This is a genomic window from Desulfotignum phosphitoxidans DSM 13687 (genome assembly GCF_000350545.1).
Lineage (GTDB): Bacteria > Desulfobacterota > Desulfobacteria > Desulfobacterales > Desulfobacteraceae > Desulfotignum > Desulfotignum phosphitoxidans.
On the sequence record NZ_APJX01000010.1, the window covers coordinates 23,478 to 48,569 of the forward strand.

At 51.8% G+C, this 25,092-nt stretch carries 27 protein-coding genes; 13 read left to right on the forward strand and 14 right to left on the reverse strand.

Annotation, left to right across the window (positions count from 1 at the left end; all coding sequences use genetic code 11):
• The first annotated feature begins 121 nt into the window (after positions 1-121).
• From DPO_RS26165 to DPO_RS18430, 5 genes are all read left to right on the forward strand, one after another.
• The gene (locus DPO_RS26165) at positions 122-334 is read left to right on the forward strand and encodes an ArsR family transcriptional regulator (RefSeq protein ID WP_006967808.1); all 213 of its coding nucleotides are present in this window, start codon (positions 122-124) and stop codon (positions 332-334) included.
• 499 nt (positions 335-833) lie between these two features.
• Positions 834-1,526 (forward strand): DVU0298 family protein, encoded by a 693-nt coding sequence (locus tag DPO_RS18415; RefSeq protein WP_006967809.1) that lies wholly within the window; start codon positions 834-836, stop codon positions 1,524-1,526.
• The gene (locus DPO_RS18420) at positions 1,523-1,753 is read left to right on the forward strand and encodes a hypothetical protein (protein WP_006967810.1); all 231 of its coding nucleotides are present in this window, start codon (positions 1,523-1,525) and stop codon (positions 1,751-1,753) included. The genes DPO_RS18415 and DPO_RS18420 overlap by 4 nt, the downstream gene beginning before the upstream one ends.
• Complete coding sequence (locus DPO_RS18425; protein ID WP_006967813.1) at positions 1,750-1,944, forward strand: ferredoxin; 195 nt, start codon at positions 1,750-1,752, stop codon at positions 1,942-1,944. Before DPO_RS18420 ends, DPO_RS18425 begins: the two co-directional genes overlap by 4 nt.
• Positions 1,945-2,061: 117 nt before the next feature.
• The gene (locus tag DPO_RS18430; protein WP_006967814.1) at positions 2,062-3,450 is read left to right on the forward strand and encodes a sigma-54 interaction domain-containing protein; all 1,389 of its coding nucleotides are present in this window, start codon (positions 2,062-2,064) and stop codon (positions 3,448-3,450) included.
• Positions 3,451-3,452: 2 nt separating this feature from the next.
• Here the strand turns inward: DPO_RS18430 and clpB are convergent, their stop codons facing one another.
• Positions 3,453-6,044, reverse strand: coding sequence for an ATP-dependent chaperone ClpB (gene clpB, locus DPO_RS18435; RefSeq protein ID WP_006967815.1), 2,592 nt, complete (start codon positions 6,042-6,044; stop codon positions 3,453-3,455).
• A 197-nt stretch (positions 6,045-6,241) separates the two neighbouring features.
• On the opposite strand from clpB, the gene DPO_RS18440 reads away from it, so the two are divergent.
• From DPO_RS18440 to cysK, 3 genes are read left to right on the forward strand one after another with little or no spacing between them, the layout of a single operon-like run.
• Positions 6,242-6,649 carry a helix-turn-helix domain-containing protein gene (locus tag DPO_RS18440; protein WP_006967816.1) on the forward strand — a complete coding sequence of 136 codons (408 nt, stop codon included), beginning with the start codon at positions 6,242-6,244 and terminating at the stop codon, positions 6,647-6,649.
• Positions 6,642-7,631, forward strand: a complete 990-nt coding sequence (locus tag DPO_RS18445; protein WP_006967817.1) for a serine O-acetyltransferase — start codon at positions 6,642-6,644, stop codon at positions 7,629-7,631. Before DPO_RS18440 ends, DPO_RS18445 begins: the two co-directional genes overlap by 8 nt.
• Positions 7,615-8,532: a cysteine synthase A gene (cysK, locus tag DPO_RS18450; RefSeq protein ID WP_006967819.1), complete on the forward strand. Its 918-nt coding sequence runs from the start codon at positions 7,615-7,617 to the stop codon at positions 8,530-8,532. Before DPO_RS18445 ends, cysK begins: the two co-directional genes overlap by 17 nt.
• A 279-nt stretch (positions 8,533-8,811) precedes the next feature.
• On the opposite strand, the gene DPO_RS18455 is transcribed toward cysK, so the two are convergent.
• The 5 genes from DPO_RS18455 to DPO_RS18475 all read right to left on the reverse strand — a co-directional run bounded on the left by DPO_RS18455 (position 8,812) and on the right by DPO_RS18475 (position 13,994).
• Positions 8,812-10,611, reverse strand: a complete 1,800-nt coding sequence (locus DPO_RS18455) for an SLC13 family permease (RefSeq protein ID WP_006967820.1) — start codon at positions 10,609-10,611, stop codon at positions 8,812-8,814.
• A 6-nt stretch (positions 10,612-10,617) separates the two neighbouring features.
• The gene (gene nifS, locus DPO_RS18460) at positions 10,618-11,790 is read right to left on the reverse strand and encodes a cysteine desulfurase NifS (RefSeq protein WP_006967822.1); all 1,173 of its coding nucleotides are present in this window, start codon (positions 11,788-11,790) and stop codon (positions 10,618-10,620) included.
• Positions 11,791-11,795: 5 nt separating this feature from the next.
• Positions 11,796-12,359, reverse strand: a complete 564-nt coding sequence (nifU, locus tag DPO_RS18465) for a Fe-S cluster assembly protein NifU (RefSeq protein WP_006967825.1) — start codon at positions 12,357-12,359, stop codon at positions 11,796-11,798.
• A 110-nt stretch (positions 12,360-12,469) separates the two neighbouring features.
• Complete coding sequence (gene sfsA / locus DPO_RS18470) at positions 12,470-13,180, reverse strand: DNA/RNA nuclease SfsA (RefSeq protein ID WP_006967827.1); 711 nt, start codon at positions 13,178-13,180, stop codon at positions 12,470-12,472.
• A 25-nt stretch (positions 13,181-13,205) separates the two neighbouring features.
• Complete coding sequence (locus tag DPO_RS18475; protein WP_006967829.1) at positions 13,206-13,994, reverse strand: TIGR02757 family protein; 789 nt, start codon at positions 13,992-13,994, stop codon at positions 13,206-13,208.
• A gap of 188 nt (positions 13,995-14,182) precedes the next feature.
• Between DPO_RS18475 and proC the strand changes: the two genes are divergently transcribed.
• The gene (proC, locus tag DPO_RS18480) at positions 14,183-15,049 is read left to right on the forward strand and encodes a pyrroline-5-carboxylate reductase (RefSeq protein WP_006967831.1); all 867 of its coding nucleotides are present in this window, start codon (positions 14,183-14,185) and stop codon (positions 15,047-15,049) included.
• 78 nt (positions 15,050-15,127) lie between these two features.
• On the opposite strand, the gene DPO_RS18485 is transcribed toward proC, so the two are convergent.
• The 8 genes from DPO_RS18485 to DPO_RS25705 all read right to left on the reverse strand — a co-directional run bounded on the left by DPO_RS18485 (position 15,128) and on the right by DPO_RS25705 (position 20,487).
• On the reverse strand, positions 15,128-15,481 hold the full coding sequence (locus DPO_RS18485; protein ID WP_006967832.1) for a DVU0772 family protein: 354 nt from the start codon (positions 15,479-15,481) through the stop codon (positions 15,128-15,130).
• Between the two features lie 222 nt (positions 15,482-15,703).
• Complete coding sequence (gene rbr / locus DPO_RS18490; RefSeq protein WP_006967833.1) at positions 15,704-16,279, reverse strand: rubrerythrin; 576 nt, start codon at positions 16,277-16,279, stop codon at positions 15,704-15,706.
• Between the two features lie 30 nt (positions 16,280-16,309).
• Positions 16,310-16,501: a ferredoxin gene (locus tag DPO_RS18495; RefSeq protein WP_006967835.1), complete on the reverse strand. Its 192-nt coding sequence runs from the start codon at positions 16,499-16,501 to the stop codon at positions 16,310-16,312.
• Positions 16,502-16,596: 95 nt separating this feature from the next.
• A complete protein-coding gene (locus DPO_RS18500; protein WP_006967838.1) occupies positions 16,597-17,730 on the reverse strand; it encodes an NAD(P)/FAD-dependent oxidoreductase in 1,134 nt (377 codons plus the stop codon).
• Between the two features lie 37 nt (positions 17,731-17,767).
• Positions 17,768-18,598, reverse strand: a complete 831-nt coding sequence (locus DPO_RS18505) for a rhodanese-like domain-containing protein (protein WP_083912077.1) — start codon at positions 18,596-18,598, stop codon at positions 17,768-17,770.
• Between the two features lie 20 nt (positions 18,599-18,618).
• Positions 18,619-20,148, reverse strand: a complete 1,530-nt coding sequence (locus tag DPO_RS18510; protein WP_236609994.1) for a SagB/ThcOx family dehydrogenase — start codon at positions 20,146-20,148, stop codon at positions 18,619-18,621.
• A complete protein-coding gene (locus tag DPO_RS18515; protein ID WP_006967844.1) occupies positions 20,126-20,311 on the reverse strand; it encodes a hypothetical protein in 186 nt (61 codons plus the stop codon). Before DPO_RS18515 ends, DPO_RS18510 begins: the two co-directional genes overlap by 23 nt.
• Positions 20,312-20,322: 11 nt before the next feature.
• A complete protein-coding gene (locus DPO_RS25705; protein ID WP_006967847.1) occupies positions 20,323-20,487 on the reverse strand; it encodes a rubredoxin-like domain-containing protein in 165 nt (54 codons plus the stop codon).
• A gap of 312 nt (positions 20,488-20,799) precedes the next feature.
• Between DPO_RS25705 and DPO_RS18520 the strand changes: the two genes are divergently transcribed.
• The 4 genes from DPO_RS18520 to DPO_RS18530 all read left to right on the forward strand — a co-directional run bounded on the left by DPO_RS18520 (position 20,800) and on the right by DPO_RS18530 (position 25,048).
• The gene (locus DPO_RS18520) at positions 20,800-22,287 is read left to right on the forward strand and encodes an Eco57I restriction-modification methylase domain-containing protein (protein ID WP_006967851.1); all 1,488 of its coding nucleotides are present in this window, start codon (positions 20,800-20,802) and stop codon (positions 22,285-22,287) included.
• Positions 22,284-22,430 (forward strand): hypothetical protein, encoded by a 147-nt coding sequence (locus tag DPO_RS26505; protein WP_006967855.1) that lies wholly within the window; start codon positions 22,284-22,286, stop codon positions 22,428-22,430. The genes DPO_RS18520 and DPO_RS26505 overlap by 4 nt, the downstream gene beginning before the upstream one ends.
• Before the next feature lie 10 nt (positions 22,431-22,440).
• A complete protein-coding gene (locus DPO_RS26180; protein ID WP_006967857.1) occupies positions 22,441-23,232 on the forward strand; it encodes a BsuBI/PstI family type II restriction endonuclease in 792 nt (263 codons plus the stop codon).
• Between the two features lie 373 nt (positions 23,233-23,605).
• Positions 23,606-25,048, forward strand: a complete 1,443-nt coding sequence (locus DPO_RS18530) for a PAS domain-containing protein (RefSeq protein ID WP_006967859.1) — start codon at positions 23,606-23,608, stop codon at positions 25,046-25,048.
• Positions 25,049-25,092: the final 44 nt, after the last annotated feature.

The following is a 25,092-nucleotide window of genomic DNA, read 5'->3' on the forward strand; positions in this document are numbered from 1 at the left end:
GCGATGCCCGGTTGCTGGTATATTTTTTCAAAACCATGCGGCTAAGGCATTCTGGCTATCATTGCGATAATATTTTCTATTCATAGAATTACCCATTTGTTACATCGGAGGGGTGCAAATCATGACGTCGATTAAAAACTTTTTAGCACGAGGCACCTCAACCTCTAAAGAGATCCAGGCGGCACTTGGGTTGAGCCAAAGCACTGTATCCCGGATGCTCAAGAAAATGGGCGATAGGATTGTTCAGATATCAGAGGGGCGATTTTTGTCTGCAGCCAGCCGTCAAAAACTATTCCCCTTTACTCCTGGGGGCGGATCAAACAGGACTGTATGAAGATTTGTCCGGCAATTTCATATTTGGAGAACAACCATTGTTGCGTGTCCGGCGCAAACCCGCTGCTGTTGCTCGAAATGATTATCCGCGGCTCGCCGCCAATGCAGTCAAAGGGGAGCCCCCCGGATCCAGGCAGGAGGGGAACAACCCAAATTCACCGCTTTTAACGCCAAACTGACATCCCATGTCATCGTTAAATTTTCCCCCATGGGAAACAATGAGGTGATTACGGTATTTTGGTCAACTGATTAATAATACGGATATGCATATCGAATTTCTGATCAATTCAAAGATTTTTTGACGACACCGTCAATAAAAAACCAATAGCCTTTGGGTTTGATATTAAACCCGGGGTTCTCCCCGGACAGATTGGCGTAAATGCTTTCGGTCATTATGGCAACGCCAGGAATGCGGTCACCTTTTCCGCTGTTGTGGCATGATTTGTGCTGTTTATTTCTTTTGAAAAAACAAACTGAACCAGGCACAGGAAAATGATAATATGGCCAGACCCCACGGCAGAAAAATCCGACAACAGGTCAAGGAGTTGCTCAAAAATCCGGACCGGCAGACAGCGCTGGACCGGTTGGCGCAAATTCCAGACCCGCAGTTGAAGGGACATCTGTTTTTTTTCTTTTATAACCGAAATGAACTGATCCGGTTCCGCAGCGTGACCGCCATGGGACACTTAGGGTTTCGCATGGGTGAAAATCACATGGAAAAAGCCCGGGATTTGATGCGGCGGCTCATGTGGAATCTTAATGATGAGTCCGGGGGCATCGGGTGGGGATCGGCCGAGGCCATGGGAGAAATTTTAAGCCGGCATCCGGGCCTGGCCGCTGAATTCGACTCCATCATGTTTTCGTTTCTGGATCCGGAAGCCAATTTCATCGACAATCCCCAGCTCCAGCAGGGTATTTTATGGGGCATCGGCACATATGCACAAGCCGCCCCTGACCGGATCAGCGCCTACAGGGCCTCATTGATTGTCCCTTTTATGGATGACAAAGACCCTGTCAAGAAAACCTATGCAACCCGGGCACTGAACCATGCCGGGCGGTTGGATCCGGACACCCTTTCTGAAGATCTGCTTGCAGATCAGACAAAAATTTGGATGTATACCGGGTGGACATTTGAAACCGCCCGGATCTGTGACCTGATCCGGGAGACGACCAAACAAAGGAATGCCCGATGACTGCCAAAAAATGTGATGAAAATATCGCCCGCACCATTGAGATGGCCAGACAAATGATTGAACTGGCGCAACAGGGATATGAGCACCATGAGGATCCCGGATGCGGGGTACTTTACGGCATTCTGCTGGATTCCGGGTATCGGATTCTGGAGCTGGCACTCAAGGAGAAACAGGCCCATATCAACAAGGGATGGTGGTTTGATACGGTAAAGGATAATGACAAATGATGAAACGACCGGTGATTGATCTGGGATCGTGTATTTTGTGTGAAATCTGTGTGGAGGTGGCCCCCCATGCATTTGAAATCGGTGATTCCGGTTTTGTCCAGGTCCGGCCCCTGGATGATTATCAGGACGAAAACATCCTTGAGGCTGTAAAAAACTGTCCCAAAGACTGCATTTCATGGGAAGAGGACTGACCGTCTTTTTTGGATAATAAGCAAAAACCTATTGCACTTGATACACAAACGTGTCATTTAAGGCATCAGAATTGTGCCATATGAACCGAACCTATTGCTGCCTGAAGATGACATGCCATGAAAAACCCTGCCCACAGCCTGCTGGACCGCGACAATCTGAACCTTGTTCTGGACAATCTCAAACTGGGGATCATTGCCCACACCCCGGAACGTATTATCACGGTATTTAACAAAGAAGCGGAAAAAATCACGGGATACAAAAAAGAAGAGGCCCTGGGCAAAGATTGCCACGATGTGTTCAATGCCCCTTTCTGCGGCGCCAAATGCTCTTTTTGCGATGCTACGCCGGATTTTTTTTCCGATACCAAGGAATATCCGGTCACGTTTGTCACCCGGTCCGGCGACACCCGGCAGCTGGAAATGACGGTTTCCGCCGTCATTGACAATTCAGGGGAATTCAAAGGGGTGATTGCCTCTTTCCGGGACCTGACCGAATCCATTGACTTGTCTTTGAAAGCGGAATCCCTGTCCAGCTTTAACGGCATTATCGGCAAAGACCAGACCATGCAGGAAATTTTCCGGCAGATCCGGGATGTGGCGTTATACAGCTATCCCGTGCATGTGTCCGGAGAAACCGGCACGGGAAAGGAGCGGGTGGCCAATGCCATTCATGATATTTCCGCATATGGAAACGGCGCATTTGTGCCGGTGAACTGCGGGGCCATACCTGAAGGCATTGTGGAAAGCGAGTTGTTCGGGCATGTCAAAGGCGCGTTCACCGGTGCGGTCAAGGAAAGAAAAGGACGGTTTGAACTGGCCCACAAAGGCACGCTGTTTCTGGATGAAGTGGCGGAACTGCCGCTGAAAATTCAGGTCAAACTGCTGCGGTTTCTCCAGGAAGGGACGTTTGAAAAAGTGGGCGGGGAAAAAAAAATATCCGTGGACGTCCGCATCATTTCCGCTGCCAACCAGTCCCTTAAAGAGGCGGTCCGGGACGGCCGGTTCAGGGAGGATTTGTATTACCGCCTCAATGTCATTCCCATCCACCTGCCGCCGCTGCGGCAACGGAAAAACGATATTCCGTTGCTGGCATCTTATTTTCTCAAACAGGCGGAACAGGAAAATAACGCGACCATGCCGGCCCTGGCCGGTGACACCTTGAACCTGCTGCTCGATTATGACTGGCCCGGCAATGTCCGGGAACTGAAAAACGTGATCCAGTTTTCCGTGGTACGATGCCGGGGGGATCAGATTCTGCCTTCGGATCTGCCCCCGGAAATCACCCAGGGATCGGGCATGACCTTTTCATCTTTCCGGGAACCGGACATCCTGCCGGAACCCGGACCTGCCCGGGGCAGACTGGATGTGGCATCGGTCAAAGCGGCCCTGACCAAAACCGGGGGGAATAAATCAAAGGCGGCCCGGGTTCTCGGAGTCGGCCGGGCCACCTTGTATCGATTTTTAAACAGCAATGCAGATGCCAGGGAATTCAGCCGGCGGCTCTGACATCAATGACCGAACACCAAGCCCTGTCCGGCATCATCCAGTGTAAAGCGGATCGTATCTCCTTTGACAAACTCCCCTTTTAACAGCGCCAGAGACAACGGGTTTTCAATTTCCCGCTGGATGACCCGCTTCAAAGGCCTGGCACCGAAACTGGGGTCATATCCTTTTTTCGCCAGATAAGCCATGGCTGCTTCATCCATTTGGATGGTCAGATCCCGGACAGCCAGACGACGGTTGAGATCTTTAATCTGGATGGCGGCAATCTGTTCGATATGTTCCCGGTCCAGTGCATGAAAGGTGATGATTTCATCGATCCGGTTCAAAAATTCCGGCCGGAACACCTCTTTCAATGCCCGGGCAATACCCGCATCCACTTCCTCTGAAGAAAAACCACCACTGCTGCCCGATTCCTGGAGAAACCGGGACCCCACATTGGAGGTCATGATGATGATGGTGTTTCTGAAATCCACGGTCCGGCCGTGCCCGTCGGTCATACGCCCGTCATCCAGGACCTGGAGCAGGATGTTGAACACATCCGGGTGGGCTTTTTCGATCTCGTCAAACAACAGCACGGAATAAGGCCGGCGCCGCACGGTTTCGGTCAGAAACCCGCCCTCGTCATAACCCACATATCCGGGAGGGGCTCCGATGAGCCGGGCCACGGAATGTTTTTCCATGTATTCAGACATATCCAGCCGCACCATGGCCTGCTGGCTGTCAAACATGAATTCGGCCAGGGATTTGGCCAGCTCGGTCTTGCCCACGCCCGTGGGTCCCATGAAAATGAATGTGCCGATGGGCCGGTCTTCGGGAGACAGACCGGATCTGGCCCTGCGCACCGCATTGGACACCGCATCTATGGCCTGGGTCTGGCCGATGACCCGGCGTTTGATATAGTCTTCCATGTGCACCAGTTTTTCCTGTTCCGCCTCCAGCATCTTGGATACCGGAATACCGGTCCAGGCGGACACCACTTCCGCCACATCGGTTTCATCCACATCTTCCTTGAGCATTTTGCTGGTCTCTTGCAGCTCATCCAGTTCCTGTTTTTTGGTTTCCAGGGTTTTTTGCAGCTGGGTCATGGTGCCGTACCGGATCTGGGCCACTTTTTCCAGATCTCCGGCGCGTTCCGCCATCTGGGCTTCGGTCTGTGCTTTATCCAGTTCCTCCCGGACACCTGAGATTTCCTGGATCAATTTTTTTTCACTGTCCCAGTGCATCTTCATGGGCCCGATCTCCTCGGACATGGCGGCGATTTCTTTTTCCAGTTTTTCAAGCCGCTCTCTGGATGCCGGGTCTTTTTCCTTGAGCAGGGCCTGGCGCTCGATCTGGGCCTGGGTGATTTTCCGCTGCACCTCGTCAATGGCCCTTGGCATGGAATCGATTTCGATACGCAGCCTGGAGGCGCACTCATCGATCAGATCCACAGCCTTGTCCGGTAAAAACCGGTCTGCGATATACCGGTTGGACAATGTGGCTGCCGCCACCAGCGCGGAATCTTTGATGCGGATGCCGTGATGGACTTCATATTTTTCCTTGAGCCCTCTAAGAATAGAGATGGTGTCCGCCACACTGGGCTCCTTGGCCATGACCGGCTGGAACCGGCGCTCCAGGGCCGCATCCTTTTCTATATATTTGCGGTATTCATTTAACGTGGTGGCACCCACGCACCGCAGGGTGCCTCTGGCCAGGGCCGGCTTGAGCATGTTGGACGCATCCACAGACCCTTCGGAAGCCCCTGCCCCCACCACGGTATGCAGCTCGTCGATGAACAGCACAATCTCTCCTTCGGCCGCCTCCACCTCTTTGAGCACGGCCTTGAGCCGTTCTTCAAATTCGCCTCTGAACTTGGCGCCTGCCAGCAGCGCCCCCATGTCCAGGGCCACGACCCGCCGGTTTTTCAGGGAATCGGACACATCCCCTTCCACGATACGCTGGGCCAGGCCTTCCACAATGGCGGTCTTACCCACCCCGGGCTCGCCGATAAGCACCGGATTGTTCTTGCGGCGACGGGACAGGACCTGGACAATGCGCCGGATCTCCTCATCCCTGCCGATCACCGGATCCAGCTTGCCGGTGCGGGCCAGCTGGGTCAGATCCCGGCCGTATTTTTCCAGGGCCTGGTATCTTTCTTCCGGATTCGGGTCGGTCACGCTCTGGTTGCCCCGGATGTCTTTCAATACAGACAAAATGGCATCTCTTGTCACACCCTGGCGGTTCAGGATCTCCCCGGCCTTGCCTCTGGCCCCGGTCAAAGCCAGCAACAGATGTTCCAGGCTGACGTACTGGTCCTTCATCTTGTCCGCTTCTTTGAATGCGGTATCCAGCACCTGCTGACTGTCCCGGGACAGATAAATGTCCGCCGGGTTGGACACCTGGGGCAGGTTTTCCACTGCCTGTTTCACGTCAGCGGTCACCGCAGACATATCCGCCCCGATTTTTTTCAGGATCGCTGCACCCACACCTTCCCGGTCCGCAACCAAACCGCTCAACAAGTGAACCGGCTCAATGGCGGCATGGTTTTTTCTCCGGGCCGTTTCATGGGCGGATTGGAGGAGTTCCTGGGATTTCATGGTCAATTTATCTAATTTCATATGTCACCTTGGGTTCCTTTCATTATTAATTTAATTTTGCATATAAAGTAATATCACAAACATATTCGTCAACCAAATCCCTGTATTATTCAGGTCTTTTAAAAATTTCATCGTTGACACCCACCACTCTGTGGTATATTTTCACACATGAAAGAGTGGTTAAGTCTTAACAGAATCGTATGAACCTAAGGACACGCATGGATCCCAAAGATTTCAAATATCTGAGAACCCGGCTGGGAAAAACCCAGAAAGAGCTGGCCCAGCTGCTCGGAATTTCCATCAAAGCCATCCACAGCTATGAGCAGGGGTGGCGGAAAATCCCTCACCATGTGGAACGGCAATCTCTTTTCCTGTTGCACAAGACATTGAATATTAAGGACACAGAGGGAAATAAATGCTGGGACATCAACCAGTGCTCCGGCAGCCGCCTGGAAAACTGCCCGGCATGGGAATTCAATTCCGGAGATCTTTGCTGGTTCATCAACGGCACCCGATGCAACGGAGAATCGTATCATTCCTGGGCGGAAAAAATGGAAGCCTGCCGGAAATGTCCGGTATTCATCAAAATTTTCGAACCAGACAAAGGAAGCATTGAGAATGAATGATTCTGCACAACATTGTTCCACCTGCAAAATCGACGGCAATCGTGTTCCTGAGCAGCGCAGCCAACTGCCCGGGGCCATCCGGGACATCATCGCATCTCTGGATGATGACACCTGTTTTGCCCATATCGGTGACGAACCCATTCATTTTTCCATCTCTGTTCAGGACATGATTGAAAAATTCAGACAAGTGCTGTTTCCCGGATATTTTTCCAGAGAAAAAGTGGACCATGCCAACCTGACCTACCACATCGGTCAATCCGTGTCCCAGCTGTATGACATTTTGTCCGAACAGATCATTCATGTGCTTCGCCATGACTGCCACCGATATGATCTGGAGTGCACGGAATGCGAACCCCGGGGACATGATGCCGCCCTGACCATGATCCGGGCCATCCCTGAACTGCGGCGGGAACTGGCCGAGGATGTCAAAGGGGCCTATGCCGGCGATCCGGCAGCCAAAAGTCATGATGAAGTCATTTTTTCCTATCCGGGACTGTATGCCACCATGGTGTACCGGATTGCCAACCGGCTGTTCAGGCTCCAGGTGCCCCAGCTGCCCCGGATCATGACCGAACAGGCCCACAGCCTGACCGGCATCGATATTCATCCCGGCGCCACCATCGGCCGGCGGTTTGTCATTGACCACGGCACCGGTATTGTGATCGGTGAAACATCGGAAATCGGAAACAATGTCCGGATCTATCAGAATGTGACCATCGGCGCCTTGTCCCTTCCTCCGGATGCCGGAGAAAAACTCCGGGGCGCCAAACGCCATCCCACCATTGAAGATGATGTGATTGTCTATTCCGGGGCCACGATTTTAGGCGGAGACACCGTGATCGGGACCCGGTCCGTGGTTGGGGGCAATGTGTGGCTCACCTCTTCCATCCCGCCGGACACCAAGGTATTCATGGAATCTCCCAAGCTGGTTTACAAACACCCGCCCTCACACAAGGAATATCAAAATGAAAAAACTGCCTGATATCACTGCGGCCTGCGGCAACACTCCCCTGGTCTATCTGGACAAGGCAAGCCGGGCCACCGGGGCCGACATTTACGGAAAACTGGAATATTTCAATCCTCTGTCCTCGGTCAAGGACCGCATCGGTCTGGCCATGATCGATGATGGATTGAAAACCGGAAAAATCAATCCGGACACGGTGATTGTGGAGCCCACTTCGGGCAACACCGGCATTGCCCTGGCGTTTGTGTGCCGGGTCAAGGGATTGAAACTGATTCTGACCATGCCTGAAACCATGAGCATCGAGCGCCGGCAGCTTCTGGCCCACTTAGGCGCGAAACTGCATCTGACACCCGGGGAAAAAGGGATGAAAGGCGCTATCGCGGCGGCCCAAAACCTGGTTGAAACAACCGGCAACGCCTGGATGCCGGACCAGTTTTCCAACCCGGCCAATCCGGAAATCCACCGCACCACCACGGGCCCGGAAATCTGGGATGCCCTGGATGGAAAAATCGATATCTTTGTGGCGGGTGTGGGCACGGGCGGCACCATCACCGGGGTATCGGAAATGATCAAACAAAAAAATCCGCACCTGCGGTCCGTGGCCTTGGAACCTGAAAACTCGCCTGTGCTGTCCGGGGGAAATCCCGGTCCCCACAAAATTCAGGGGATCGGTGCCGGGTTTGTTCCCGCCAACCTGAACCGCGACATCATCGATGAGATCGTCACGGTGTCCGAGGACCAGGCCTTTGCCGGTGCAAAAAAACTGGCAAAAGATTATGGATTGCTGTGCGGAATTTCATCGGGTGCCAATTTTCATGCCGCCACACAGGTGGCCGGGCAGCATCCCGGAAAAACCGTGGTGTTCATTGTGTGCGATACCGGGGAGCGGTATATCTCCACCCCGCTGTTCCAGGCCTGATTTTTTTTATCATATGACCCGTGCCGTGGGGGGCTGTGGATCTCACCCTCTGCATGTATTTGACATGGTGTAGGGCATGCTTTGCTAAACGTCAAAAACTGCGGGCAAGTGTGTCCTCACACAGTTTGACGTTTTTTAACGCTTCGCATGCCCAACACCATGTAGCAAACCATCGCAGAATGGGATTCGACCCACAGCCCCCCACGGCACTAGTCGCTGATCACAACAAGAAATCATTCGGATGAAATCCCTTGCAGCGTCTCTCTTTGCAAGGCAGGATCATCCTCCGGACACAGGAATCATGGGCCAGAAAATCAGGATCAACGGCACTGCCACCACTGTCACGATAATGGAAAGGGGCAGCCCCAGTCGCCAGTAATCACCGAATTTATATCCCCCCGGCCCCATGACCAGGGCATTGGACTGGTGGCCCACCGGTGTCAGAAATGCGCAGGAAGCTCCCACCGCCACAGCCATCAGAAACGGATCCGGAGAAATCCCCATTTCCTTTGCCAGGGTAATGGAAATAGGTGCCATCAGCACGGCCGCCGCCGCATTGTTCACCACATTGGACAGCAGCATGGTCCCGGCCAGAAGGACCGCCAGGGTTCCGGCGCTGGAAAAAAAGCCGGACAGCATCAGCAGTTTTTCCGCGATCAGTCCGGCGCCCCCGGAACTTTCCAGGGCATGGCCCAGAGGAAACATGGCACCCAGCAGCACAATCACCGGCCAGTCAATGTGCTCATAGATTTCTCCCAAAGGTACGACCCCGGACAGGACCATAATTACGGCCGCCGCTGTAAATGCAATCTGAACCGGCAGAATGCCGGTGGCGGACAACACCATGGCAGCGCCGAAAATGCCCACGGACAACATGACTTTTTTAGGTTGACCGATACGAATTTCACGTTCTGCCAAAGGAAGGCATTTGAATTTTTTGACCACGGTCTGCAACGATTCATCCGTGCCCTGGAACAAAAGAATATCACCGGTCATAAATTTTGTCTGGCCCAACGGCTGTGTAATTCGCCGGCCGCGCCGGGCAATGGCCAGAAGATTGACCCCGTAAAGCCGGCGCAGATAAAGGCCGGCAGAGGTTTTGCCCGGCAGTGTGGATTCCGTGGTGATCACTGATTCCATCAACCGGATATCTTTAGATCCCAATGTGGACCGGCAATCTCCCTTGCATTCAGCCAGTTCCAGCCCCAGTCCGTCCATCAACGCTTTGAGATCATCCGGAGCCGCCTCCACCATCAGTACATCCCCGGGTTCCAGAATTTCGTACCAGGAAGGGGCGGGCTTATGGATTTCCCCCCTGGAAAGGCTCACCACAGTGGCTTCGGTTTCCTTTTCCATGGCGGATGTGAGGTGAAAAATAGTCTGGCCGACAAATTTGGACCCTTCAGGAACGATGATCTCGGTGATATAATTTTCAATTTCAAACAACTCATCCGGAGATGACCGGGCCTCGCGTTTGGGTGTCAGCCGCCACCCGAACAGAGAAATAAACACCAGGCCTGCCAGGGCCACCCCGATTCCCACGGGTGCAAAATCAAACATCCGAAATGCCGGCAGACCGGTTTCAACGCGATACAATGCAATAATGATATTGGGCGGCGTACCGATCAGGGTGACCAGCCCCCCCAGCAGAGAACCAAAAGCCAGGGGCATGAGCAGCAGGGAAGGCGACCGGCCGCTCTGGCGGGACATCCATATGGCCACGGGCATCAAGAGCGCCAGTGCGCCGACATTGTTCATCACACTGGAACAGACCACCACAATACCGGCCAGCGCCGTCACCTGGATTGTGGGAACGGTGCCCACCTTTGCCATATGCCGGGACAACAGATCCACGGCTCCGGCGTTGAACAGTCCCCGGCTCAAGACCAGCACTGCCGCCACCGTGATCACCGCCGGGTGTCCGAATCCTAAAAACACCTCATTAATGGGAACCAGGCCGGTCACCGACACCAGCAACAGGGCGGTCAGGGCCACCAGATCATACCGGAACTTTCCCCAGACAAACAAGACCAGGGTCGCACAAAGAATGGCAAATACCAGTGCTTGATCGGTTGTCATGATTTTTTACACCAGTTTACCGTCTTTCCAGAAAGGAGACATGGCCCGAAGTGTTTCAATGGCGGAAACCATGGTCTTCACAATATGATCCATTTCTTCTTTGGTATTGTAGTGGGACAAAGAAAACCGGATGGTGCCGTGAGCAGACTTGAACGGCACTTCCATGGCCATAAGCACATGGGAGGGGTCCAGGGAACCGGAAGTACAGGCGGAACCCGAAGAGGCACAGATGCCTTCCTTGTCCAGCATCAGTAAAATAGACTCCCCTTCCACCGCATCAAATCCGATGGACAGGGTATTGGGCAGACGGTTTTCCAGATCGCCATTCACAGACACGCTTGGAATCTTTTCCAGGAGCTGGCTTTGCAGATAATCCCGCAGTTCTTTCACCTGGGTATTCATGATGGGCAGCTGCTGTGCCGCCAGTTCACAGGCCTTTCCCAGGCCGATGATGGAGACGGTGTTTTCCGTGCCGCCCCGCCGGCCTTTTTCCTGATGCCCGCCGATCAGATAAGGAAAAAACTTCATCCCTTTTTTCACATATAAGACACCGATGCCTTTGGGGGCATGAATCTTGTGACCGGATAAAGACAGCATGTCCACATGGGCAGCCCTTACATCGATGGGTATTTTTCCGGCCGCCTGCACCGCATCCGTGTGAAACAATATCCCTTTTTCCGTGACCTTTTCTGCGATCTCAGGAATGGGAAAAATCACACCGGTTTCGTTATTGGCCCACATCAGGGAGACAATGGCGGTATCATCGGACAAACTGTCATACAAAAGATCCAGATCCAGATCTCCTTTTTTGTCCACCGGCACCAGCACCACATCATACCCTTTTTTATCCCGCAGATATTTGAACAGGTTCAAAATGGCCGGATGTTCCACATTGGAGGTGATGATGCGTTTCTTGTCCGGATAAGCATTCAGTGCTGAAAAAACGGCACTGTTGTCACTTTCCGTCCCGCAGGAGGTAAATATGATCTCGTCGGGATCCGCATGGATCAGGTCCGCCACTTTTTGCCGGGCCTGTCTGATCTTTTTGCCCACCCGGTCCCCAAATGTATGCATGGAGGAAGGGTTGCCGTAAAATCCCCCAAAAAAGGGCAGCATCTCTTCAATCACTTCATCCGCCACCCGCGTGGTGGCATTGTTGTCGGTATAAATCACGTTCATATGGCTCATCCCTCGGCTTTGACAGAGGCGATCACCTCTTCGATCCGGTCCAGGCATTTACCGCACCCGCCCCCGGCTTTGAGATAATTGGTGACATCCTCTGTGGTTTCCAGTCCATTGGCTTTGACCGCATCGATAATTTCCAGATCGGTCACTTCAAAACATTCACATACCATTTCTCCGGGTTTTTCCATGATCTGGATTCCCCGGTAGTCGGCAATGGCTTTTTGCAGTGCGGACTTGCCCATAACGGAACAATGCATTTTTTCCTTGGGCAGCCCCCCCAGGTAATCGGCAATATCCCCATTGGTGACTTTGGCTGCCTCATCCAGGGTCATGCCCTTAACGATCTCCGTCAGTGCGGAGGAGGAGGCCACGGCACTGGCACAGCCGAATGTCATGAATGACGCATCAACAATACGCTCATTTTCATCCACCTTCAAGAAAAGTTTCAGCGCATCCCCGCAATTCAAAGATCCGGTTTCTCCAACGGCATTGGCATCTTTAAGCTCCCCCACATTTCTGGGGTGCATAAAATGATCTTTTACTTTATCTGTATATTCCCACATATGATTCCTCCTTGGTATGACGTCCTGCATCGTTAACCATTGCCTGATTTATGGGCTTAAAATACTACAAAGTGGTAGATTGTCAAGCCTTGTTTCCAGTGTGGCGCAGGTTACAACACAAAAGGGACGGGCCGATTGATCCGGATCCGTTCCAGATCGATTTGAACGTCCCGGATCACAATTTCCACCCCGTTGTCTGCCGCTTCACGCAACTTATCCGCATATTGTTGATCGATCATGGCCGCCGGCGTGAACCGGGCCGCGTCCATGCGCTGGATCAGATAGAAAATCACGCCCCGGTGCCCTGTTTTCACCAGGTGCATCAGTTCATCCAGGTGCTTCTGGCCCCGCAGGGTAACCGCGTCCGGAAACATGGCGGTGCCGTCCTCCACCAGGGTGCAGTTTTTGATTTCAACATAACACCGGTCTTTTCCGGCACCTTCCAGAACCAGATCCAGGCGTGTGCCCTCACTGGTTTTGACTTCAGAACGAACGTGACTGTATCCGTTCAGTTCAGAAATCATATGATTTTCAATGGCTTTTTTCACCAGTCTGTTGGGCACCAGGGTGTTGATACCGATCATGGACGCCGGGGTTTTGATCAGTTCCCAGGTGTATTTGAGTTTCCGCCGGGGATTGTCGCTCACGGACAGCCATACAGGGCAGCCAGGCACGGCACACCCTTTCATGGAACCGGAATTGGGGCAATGGGCGGTCACGGTCTCGCCGGAATCCAGGCAGATATCGGCTAAAAATCGTTTATATCGTTTGATCAGCCGACCCGGCAACAGCGGGGGCAGCATGTATGCATCCGGATCCATGCATTCTCCTTTATGTGGTGACATATCAATCCGCCAGTATGGTCCCTAAATCGGCCATGTCCAGGCTGCGCCGGATGCCGAAACGGGTCAGGCAGAAATCATATTTCACCGGATCTTCGGGGTTAAGTTGCCTGAATCCGTCGGTAATCTCAAGGCATGCGGTTCGATCCGGGGTTTTACGCCGGGTGAATCCAAGCATTTTGCCTGCAGAAAACATGTGCCGGTCCAGGGGAATCAACAGCTGAGACGGCCGGACTTTGTTCCACCCCCCGGGATCCACCTGATCCTTTCTCACCATCCAGCGTAAAAACAGGTGACTGCGCTTGCAGGCACTGGACTTGGCCGGATCTGCCAACAGATGCCCGCAGGCCCCGTCCGGATTCAGATGCCGCACCAGATACAGCAGCCCGGGCATTACCGTGGCATCATCCAGAGACATGCCGGCCATGAAACAGGCTTCCAGGGAACCAAACTGCCGGAGCACCCGCTGTATCCCGACAATCAGACTCATCACATGGGCCTGCCTGGCAAACCGGTAGGAGAACCCGGCCATACCCCGGCACAGATCGGTTTCATTCAGACGGGCCACCCGGTCTCTGGGATTTGGTCCCAAAAACATCAGGACCTGATTCACGGCCTGCAAAATCATCTCCACCCGGCCATAGGCCAGGCATGCTGCCACCAGTCCCGCGATCTCCCGGTCACAAACCTGCGGGTACCGATACAAGAACATGAGCGGGTCCGGGTCTACAAACTCTTTTCGGTTATACGCCGTATATAATGTTTCCAGTTTCTGTCTCAATGGGGCGGGCATCGGGTTTCACATCCTGTCAATATCTTCATGAAATCGGGCATACCGGTATCATATTCAGATTCTTATCCATTGACAACTGCAAAATCAGAAGCCGCACTGTCAGACCCCAAATTTTACCTTGACTCTTTCTGATGGAAGGACATAATATGAAACTTTTAACTGATCCAAATTAAGGAGTTATATCAGACATGCTGCAGAAAAAGAGAATCGGATTCATCGGCAGCGGCAACATGGGAGAAGCGCTGGTTTCCGGCCTGGTTCTCTCCAAAGCGACTCAACCTGAAAACATCTTCTGCGCGGACATCGACCCGGAACTGCTGGCCGCCATCAAAGACAAATACCATGTCAATGTGACCCAGAGCAACCTGGAAGTGATCCAGCAGTCTGATATTGTTGTCTACGCGACCAAACCCCAGATTCTCGGGATGGTGCTCAAGGAAACGGCCCCGGCCCTGGATGAATCCAAACTGATCATCTCCATTGCTGCGGGGGTTCCTCTGGCAGCCATTGCCATCGGTCTGCAAAAAAAGCTGCGGATGATCCGGGCCATGCCCAATATCTGCGCGTTTGTCAAAGAAAGCGCCACTGCCATCGCCGCAGGTGAGTATGTGCTGGAAAATGATGTGGCTGAAGCCCGGGCCATTTTCAATTCCGTGGGCAAAACCGTGTTCATCCATGAAAATGTGCTCATGGATGCCTTTACCGGCTTGAGCGGCAGCGGGCCTGCCTATATTTTCACCATTGTGGACGCCATGGCGGATGCCGGTGTAAAAATGGGACTGTCCCGAAAGGACGCCCTGTTTCTGTCCTCCCAGACCGTGCTGGGTTCGGCCCGCATGCTTCTGGAATCCAAAGAACATCCCGGCCAGCTCAAAGACCGGGTGGCATCCCCGGGCGGCACCGCCATTGCAGGGATTCACACCCTGGAACAGGGCGGTCTTCGCACCACTTTGATCAACGCGGTGGAGTCAGCCACCAAACGGTCCAGAGAACTGGGTGAGTTGATGGTCAAGGATTTCATAAAAATCAATGAGAACGAATCAAACGGCAAATAAATAAACCGGGTGCGGCACCATTGTAATGTGCCGCACCCGGTTCCTGGCAAGGGAACTTTATGAGGAGGCGGTTATGGGTTAAACGTCAAGTTCCTTTTTCAGCCAGTCTCGCACTTTTCCCTCCACGGCATATACGCCTTTGTATTTGCCGATGCCTTGTAAAAATTCTGCTTCCAGCGGCTTGGGCAGCGAAAAATTACCCAGTTCTTCGGAATCAAACCCTTTTCTCCGCACCAGCGTGAGGATCGGCGGATTTTTCCAGGTGTTGATCACAAAATAAACAGTCTCATTGTCATTGTCTCTGGAATTGTAATAGGATTGGGATCTCAACGGACCCCATTCCAGATGCAATGCAATCGCTTCTTCCGGTGTCATGTCCCAGTCCACTGAATTCAGCAGATTGTAATTTTTCTTTATATCGCCAAGTCTCATTTCATATCCTCCTGTGTCAGGATTGGTTCCTGATGTACGATTGTTTGCTTATGTCATATACGATAAGCAAACCTTGTACCGCAGCAGTACTAAAATAAAAATAACCTTTGATTACAAATGGTTGAAAAAGTTCAACCCTGAAAGAAATAAAATGGGATGGAGAATGATACAGAATTGGACTCCCGGTTCTGATACATATCTGTTTCAGAACCGGGAAACAGATCAATAATTTTCACACAACCGTTCAAACCAGCCCGTTGGCCGCACACAGGCCGGACATTTATCCGGTGCCTTTTCTCCGGTATGGATGTATCCGCAGCTTAAGCAACGCCATTGAATCGGGGCCTTATCCTGAAAAATCCGGTTGGATGCGATATTTTCAGCCAGGTGCCGAAACAGTTTTTCATGATGGTTTTCCGCCACAATAATGGCATCAAACGTATCCGCTGCCCGGGCAAATCCTTCTTCCCGGGCGATTTCTGCAAATTTGGCATACATGTCGTTGCCCACGTAATTTTCCAGCTCTGCAGATGAGAGCAGATTGGATCGGGTATCTTCAATCACGCCGGCGGGAAAATGCCAGTTGATGGTCAACTCGCCGCCGTTGAAAAACTTGAAAAACCGCAGCGCATGTTCAAATTCCTGGGCCGCGGTTTCATCGAACAGTTTGCCGATCTGAACATACCCGTCATCTTTGGCCTTGTTGGCAAAAAAATTATACCGAGTTCTGGCCTGGGCCTCTGCGGCAAAAGAGGTGTGCAGGTTCACCGCAGTCCTGCTTTTCCGGAATTTTCCCATGAAAACACCTTTTATCCTTGTGGTTCGTTTTTATTCCTCGATAATGATGGCTTCAGCACCGCATTCGGCAGCAGCCTGGCGGACCTTGTCCTTGAGATGATCCGGAATGGGATCAACCCGAATAGTGGATTTCAGTTGATCTTCATCATATTTGAACACTTCCGGACACAGTTCATTGCAGTTTCTGTCACCCATACACTGATCAGTAATGATCACTTTCATATATTCCTCCTGATAAAATAATGTGTTATGCCGGAATCCATACCAACCTGGATTTCCAGGGCATGGTGTTGTGCTTTCAGGCCGGGATCCCGGGTTTATTGTCCGGTTTCCGCCGCCTGGAATCGTTTCATAAATTTTGTATCAATATAATCTTTGATTGTAAAGGCAAGCCTGCCGCTGAATACGATATTTTTTTTCTTGAGCACGCCTTGCCTTCCGCCCAGGTTGAACACCAGCAGATAATCGGGTCCGGGATCAAAGGGATTGAATGGCTCCCCGTCCAGGGCTGCCATCAGGTTGTGCAGCAGCACCGGATTCTGCCGGACCGCATACACGCCTACCTTGTCCAGCGGCTGCGGCTGAAAATGAATGCAGTCGCCGCCCCCGAAAATCTGTGGGTCTGTCACACTTTGAAGATACTGATTGACCAGCAGTCCTTTGTCCGGACCCATTGCCAGGCCGGATTCCTCAAACATCGGGGTGGGAACCACGCCGGAAGCCATAAAGGTAAAATCCGTGGCAAATCCCTGCCCGGATTCCAGGATGATCTCTGATGCGGTCACTGTTTTGACCCGGGCATTTTCCTGAATCACGATCTTTCGTTTTTCCAGAATCTGTTTTATCCGGGACCGGATCTTTTCTCCAAACCGGCCCATGAACCGGGAGCCGCATAAAATCCGGATTTCAGGCATGTGCGCCCCCCTGTTTCCGGCCAGCTGCCACACATTGCCGGCCACTTCCGCTGAAGACGGTCCCCCGCCCACCACATTCACGCTCACTTTTTTTTGGGCAAACAGGGTTTTCAGGGCTGCCGAGGCATCCATCAGCTGTTCAATGGGTTTGACCGGATACAGATTGGCCGGCCGGTCTTGTTCAGGTGTGTCTGTTCCCGGCAGCGGAATATGGGATCCGGCATTGAATGAGACCACATCATAATTGATCCGTGCCCCGGACCGGGTCATCACCTGCCGGTCCCGGGGCATGATGTGTGTCACCCGGTCTGTGACAAATTCACCCCCCTGATTTTCCACGGTTTTACGGGTGGCAAACCGGATTTGGTCCGGTGAATAGGTCCCTCCGAGCATGCCCGGCCCCATGCCCGAATAATAATGAAATTCGGACGGGCCGATCACCGTGACCCGGTATTTTTTTTCAACAAACCGCCGGATATTGGCCAGGGTGACCATGTGGGCATGGCCGCCGCCCACCAGCACCAGATGTTTTTTCATATTGTTTGCTCCGAAATGGATTTTGATCTATGGATTTTCACAGGGTGTCCATCAGTTTTCCCAGGCGGGCCAGGTGCTGTTGTTCCTCTTTGGCGATCTGATGAAGGACGTCTTTGGCCTTTGGATCCGTCACCTGTCCGGCCACCCGCTGATACAGGTCCAGGGCCTGGGCCTCAATGGACATGGCCATGGAAACCACCTCGGTTTCCACGGACAGATCCGGGTCAAACTGATCCAGATACTGTTTTGTGGTCAATCCGCCTTCCAGGGCGGACACGGTGACCATGGATTCAAACCCTTCCCGGGATATTTCCGGATCCACCATGTTTTGATACCTTTCAAACACCTGATCTTTGTGCTTGATCTCAATGGCGGCCAGTTTATGGAACAGATTTTTAACTGCTTCGTTTCCGGCCTTGTCCGCCATCTCCTGGTAGAATTCCTGCAACCCCTGTTCCAGAGAATAGGCAATGACAAGGAATTCTTTGGCTGATTCCGGGCCCTTGAACAGGTCCATGCCCAGGGTCTGAGGCCCCACAGCGGTTTTTGATTTCCAGGCCTTGATACCGCCGGATACATTGTACACCTGTTTAAACCCTTTGCCCGCAAGCATCTGAGCAGCCACCCGGCTGCGTCCGCCCACGGCTCAGTAGACCAGAGTGGGTTTATCCGGATCCAGTTCAGCGGCCCGGTCCGACAGCTCGGCCAGCGGGATCAGCACCGCGCCCGGAATATGGGAATCCTTGTATTCCCCAGGCTGACGCACATCCAGAATGGTAATTTCATCCGGATCATGATCTGATATCATCTGTTTTGTTTCGTTGAAGTCTTTGGATTTGACCGGTGTCAAAAACTGCATCCATTTCATAGGCTCACCTTCCTTATTATCTATTTGACGGGTCCGGCCGATACTGCGTAAAGCAGGACACTGCCATGATTCAAACCCAGCAGGGCAGCCGCTTCTTTGTCATACATGGCTCCGATCCCGCAGCATCCCAGCCCCAGCTCCTGGGCCGCCATATACAGCCGCTGGCCGACCCGGCCCGCATGCATCATCACATACCGGTACCCCCTGGCACCCAGGGCGGCTTCCATGGCTGCCAGATCCGCCACAAACAAAAAATTCATGGCGGCCCGGCCGATCCAGGCCTGGTCCAGGCAGACCCGGGCCAGATCCATGGCCGAAACACCGGTCTGCCGGCAGGCCAGGGTAGCCCCATCCTTGGAGAACGCATACAGCCCGGGGGCCAGTCCTTCCATGTTTCGGCTGATCATTGCCATTTCAAGGAATCCGCTGGCTGCGGCCCCGGTTTCATCCGGGTCCTGTCCGGCAAAGATCCGGGTGAATACCCGGTTTAAAAAGGCCGCCCACACCGGTTCAGGCAGGTTTTGAGAAGAAAAATTGCGGCGGGAGCGCCGGTGGGTGACGGCATGAAAAAAAGACTTGGTTTCAAATGGTCCCGGGTCGGGCACCGGCCGCATCCGGTCCGGTTTCCGGGCAAACACATGCGTGGCCGAATCAACCGCCGGGGACCGGGCAATGGAGATACCTGCCTGATACGCCTCTTTCAGTATGTCATAAATCACCGGCGTGGCCGGTTCAGGGCCGGATTTTGCCGGGTGAAACGGTTTTAAATCAGATCCCGGACCAGCGGCAATTCCGGGCCCCAGAGAGACACAGGCCAGCGGCACTTCCAGAGAATCATCCAGATTCAGGCCCTGAATCAGACAGGAATCTTTAAAATCATACTTAATCCGGCCCCGGACTCCCACGGCCCGGGCCGCCTGAACAACGGCTTCGGCCAGGTGACCCGCATCCAGCAGCAGATACCGAAAAGCCCTTTCCCGGTATTTCCAGGCGGAATGATAAAAAATCCCGGTAATGATCAGGCAGGCCTCTGCCGGGTCTGGATCCGAAAAAAAGATTTCCGGGCCCAGGGGCCGGGGATTGATTCTGCCCAGAAACCCCTGGATCGTATCACAATAATACAAACCTGTCTCAATATCATCAATCTTATGGGTTGACAGATACATCTGACACGGATACAGACCTCCTGCCGACGGCACACTCCGGAACAGCAATCCCCGGCTTCGGTCCGCCAGAGTCACCCCATAAGACAGGCCAAGGATCTGGGAAACGGTTTCCAGGTTCACGGGTTCATCACACGACACCTGATCGCCCAGCACCTGGCTCACCGTGGGATCAGGGGCATTGAACCCCTCATCTTTGTTCCGTCCCAGAATGGTGCCGGTTCCCTGCTTCAGCGAAATCCGTTCCTGATATTCATAGGTTTTAAAGGGTGCCGGATATCTTGAAAAATCCAGTGAATGGGGAGAAATCCGGTAACGGACATGGCTGGTGTAGTCATGGTACCGGACAGCCGACACAGGCGGATCAGGACTTGTCCGACCCATCATCCTCCTGGACATCCGCCTCGAGTTTCATCATGCACTCATGGCATTCCAGCTCGATATTGGGCACGTCCCCATATTTTTCCTTGATCTCCTCTTCGGTCATAGCGGATGTCGCAGTACATCCGCACCGGGGACAGGAAGTGTTGATTCTGTATTTTTTTCCCATCACATCCTCCTTTACTCTTTTCCGGTAATTCTCGGATCATTGGGTGTTCCCGCACAATCCGGGGTGTAACATGAATTGTCCACAAATGTGCAGTCTTTCTTGCAACTCGGACATTTTTCCGGCGGGGTGTCCGTTTCTAAATTGTATCCGCATTGATCACAAATCCAGCTGGTCATAACAGCCTCCTTACATGGTTTTTAGGTAAGTTTTTATTCAATCTGCCAGCATACTGTTTAAATGATGGTTCAAGAATACTACAATCAAGAAGCATGCCGGATATCTTTTCTCAATCGACAAAAGAAGTGCTTTCTTACAAAATACCACAATACCGGCCATCGTCAAACATAAATATCCGGATTATACCGGGAGCTCTGCTGTGGAAACGATGACCGGTCCTGATGAATATCCGTCAATCCTTGAGTTAATCCGGTACTTATGATAACGATAATCACACATATTCAAAAATCATATATCAAGGAGATGCGGGCTTGCTTTCAGATATTGAACAATCCAGGCTGGCCATATCAAAAGCAACCGACCCGAAGAAAAAATCCCGGCTGGGACAGTTTTTCACACCGGCAACCATTGCAAGATTCATGGCGGAACTGTTCACCCCAAACAGCCACAGCCATTGCCGTCTACTCGACCCTGGCGCAGGGATCGGTTCTCTTTGTGATGCTTTTCTGAACCGGTGGATTTCCGGTGATCTCAAATTCAAGAATGTCCATCTGGATGCGTTTGAAATCGATCCTTTTTTACAGCCATATTTAATGCAGACATTGGGAAAATATGAAAACATCTCCGGTTTTTCCATGCATATAGATATCTCCGATTTTATTATAACCGCATCTGAAGGGATATCCGGCAACCTTTTTGTCAAACCGCTTCCCAGTTACACCCATGCCATTTTAAACCCACCCTACAAAAAAATCCGAAGCGATTCAAAACACCGTTCCGCCCTGCGGCGGGCCGGCATCGAAACGGTGAACCTGTATTCCGCATTCCTGGCATTGTCGCTGTCTCTGCTCAAACACCAGGGAGAACTGGTTGCCATTGTTCCACGCAGTTTCTGCAACGGTCCCTATTACCGCCGGTTTCGTAAATTCCTCTTAACCCAGGCTGCCATCAAGCAGATCCATTTATTTTTGTCACGCAGCAAAGCATTCAAAGATGATGATGTGCTCCAGGAAAATATTATTATCCATCTTGAAAAAAAAGGGGAAAAAAGGCCGATCAAAATATCCACCTCAACAGATGACCATTTTTATGACCTGACCAGTCAAAACTATCCGGTTGAAAAAATCGTATTGCCCGATGACACGGAACAATTCATTCATATCCCGACCGCATCAGCTGTCGCTTCCATTGCTCAGGGGAAAAATATTTCCTGGACCCTATCCGATCTGAAAATCAATATTTCCACCGGGCCTGTGGTGGATTTCCGGGTAAAGGAACACTTAAGAAAAATGCCGGGTCCAGATGCAGTTCCATTGCTCTATCCGGCTCATTTTAACAGTCAAGGCAGCGAGTGGCCCAAACCGGACATAAAAAAACCCAATGCCATTCAACGAAACAATGAAACGGAAAAATGGCTGTTGCCCAATGATTTCTATTGTGTGGTCCGCCGTTTTTCCTCTAAAGAAGAAAAACGGCGGGTCATGGCAAACGTAGTCAATCCGGCTGATTTTCCCGAAATGACATTGCTGGGTTTTGAAAATCATCTCAATGTTTTCCATGCCAACAAACAGGGACTGCCCAAAACACTGGCATATGGCCTCATGGTGTTTCTAAATTCAACCGCATTGGATGAATATTTCAGAACCTTCAACGGCCACACCCAGGTGAACGCGACCGATCTTAAACAAATCAAATATCCTAGCCGTGATGTCTTGATGGCGCTTGGCGAATGGGCGTTGAACCAGTTGGAACTCACCCAGAAAACGATTGATGAAAAACTGGAGGCCATCACCGCATGACCAAAAAAGAGAAGCATCTCAAGGCCGCCCATAAAATCCTTATTACCCTTGGAATGCCAAGAGCTCAGCAAAACGAGCGCTCCGCGTTGTGTCTGCTCGCCTTATTGAACCTCATCCCGGGAAAAACCATGGTCAAAAGCTGAAGCCCCCTTAATGGGCATCACACCGATCATGGATTGGATCCGGGAACACTATCAAAAAAACTACGCACCCAATTCACGGGAAACAATCCGCCGCCAGACCATCCACCAGTTTATGGATGCAGGAGTTGCACTTTATAACCCGGACAAACACGATCGCCCTGTTAACAGCCCCAAAGCCGTTTATCAAATTGCACCGGCCACCTTGAAATTGCTGCAAAATTTTGGCACCAAAAAATGGCATGACAATCTGACCGACTATATGGCGGAACGGGAGACACTTGTTGCCAGGTATGCCCAGGAAAGGGAATTGAATCGGGTGCCCGTGCAAATCTCTTTCGGGAAAACCATCACTCTCAGTCCTGGAGAACACAGCGAATTAATTCGCACTGTCATTGAAGATTTTGCGCCCCGCTTTGCTCCGGGAAGCATACTGATCTATGCGGGAGATACCGGAGATAAGTGGGGGTATTTTGACGCTGCCATGCTGGCCGGATTGAATGTCGATATAGACTCCCATGGCAAAATGCCCGATGTCGTTTTGCATTATACCAGAAAAAACTGGCTGCTGCTGGTTGAATCCGTCACCAGCCACGGCCCGATGGATGGAAAACGCCATAACGAACTGACCCGGTTGTTTGCCGGTGCAACAGCCGGCCTTGTCTATGTAACGGCTTTTCCAAACCGCGTCACCATGGCTCGGTATCTTGACAGTATCGCATGGGAAACCGAAGTATGGGTTGCCGATGCCCCATCCCACCTGATTCATTTTAACGGGGAACGATTCCTCGGACCCTACAAATAAGGGTTTCCATCTTGCAAGAAGAAGCCTGGTCCGGAAGGCCATTCCTGCCCAGCGATGCCATCAGCGGCGAGTGCCGGGCGGTTCCTGTGGGTCGAATCCCATTCTGACGCGTTTGTTACAGGGAGTTGGGCATGCGAAGCGGTAAAAACGGCAAACTGTGTGAGGACATACCTGCCCGCAGTTTTTGCCGTTCAGCGCAGCATGCCCTACACCCTGTCAAACACGGCAGAGGGTGAGACCCACAGAGACCGCCCGGCACGGGTCTTTTGACCTGCCGGTCCGGTCCTGACTCCGGAGTTTCTTGACATCACAGGGAGTTATGCCATATATACTTATGGATTTTATATAATGATATGCTCTGCCCAGAGGTGAAATGAGCCCCTTAAAAAAAATTGATACAACTGAGCTGCTGGACATGATCACCCAAGGGGTTGTCCTTGTGGAAGAAAATGGCCGGATTGCCTTTTCCAACGACGGCTTTGCCGAAATCAGCGATATGGATAAGGAAATTCTGACCGGTATGCGGTTTTCAGAATTTGTCGCCGATAAGGATACCCGGCGGATGGATGTTTTTTTTAAACAGCTGATTCAATCCGTTGAGGGCACCAAAGACAGCACGGAGTTTATTCTCAAGGACCGGTCCGGGACGGAACATCTGGTGGAAATAAACGCCAGAACCGTTGTTTATGAAAACAAAACCGATATTCTGGCATCTGTGGCCGATATCACTGAAACCAGAAAAACCACCAATGAGCTTAAAAAACTGCTGGACCTGATCCCTGAGGTGGTCCTGACCACGTCTCCCGAGGACAATACCCGGATCGTCAATATTTCCAATGCCACGGAAAAGCTGTGTGCCATTCCTTCCGAAGAATTTGCCTCAGGCACATTTCATATTTTCGACATTGTTCATCCGGACGATTGTGATCAGGTGATTCGTTTCTACCATGAGATCACGGGCAAGGAATTTGATGCCCTGGAATACCGGATTGTCTCGGCCGACGGCCAGACCAAATGGGTCAATGACGCTGCCGAAGTGGTTTACAAAATGGGCGGCCGGGGCAAAATTGAAAAAATTCTGCATGTCATAAGAGATGTCACGGAGCGAAAAATGCACATGCAGCGCCTGACATCCGCCCTGGAAAATCTGAGGATCAGCGAACAGCGGTATCGGAATATCATTGAAACCGCCACGGATGCTATTTTCATCGTGACCCCTGATGGCGCGTTTGAACAGATCAATCCGGCCGGAATCAAACTGTTCGGTTTCTCAGATATGGAACAGGCAATGGCCGGCAATATCAATGACCATTATCTGGATTTGACACAACGGGCCCATGTGATCCATAAAATCAAAACAGAGGGAGAAATCACGGATTACCCCATCAAAATAAAAACCTGCGGCAAAGAGATTCGAGAAGTGACCATGACCGCCGGTGCAAAAAAAAACCGGGATACCGGGGAACTGGAAAGCTATCAGGCCATTATCCACGACATCACGGTCACGCTGCATAAAAAGGAAATTCAAACCTATCGAAGAACCATGAAAGGACTGTCAGATTCCATCAATAATCTGGCCCAGACCTATTTCTCATATATCGGACTGATGAAAGAAAATCTGGATGATATAAAACAGCATCCGGAAAAGCGGGACACCGGCATGGAAGAACTAATGGCGGACATGCTCAGTTTCAGGCAGTCACTGGAAAGACTGGCCAGGCTGGGGAAAATTGCCAGAGACACCTATGCCAAACCGCCGGATATATCTCCAGACGGAACCAGCAGCGAAGGCATGTACTATTTTGAAACCAGTTGAATAAACATGTATAGTACATTCAAACACATTTAACCTGTAATTTT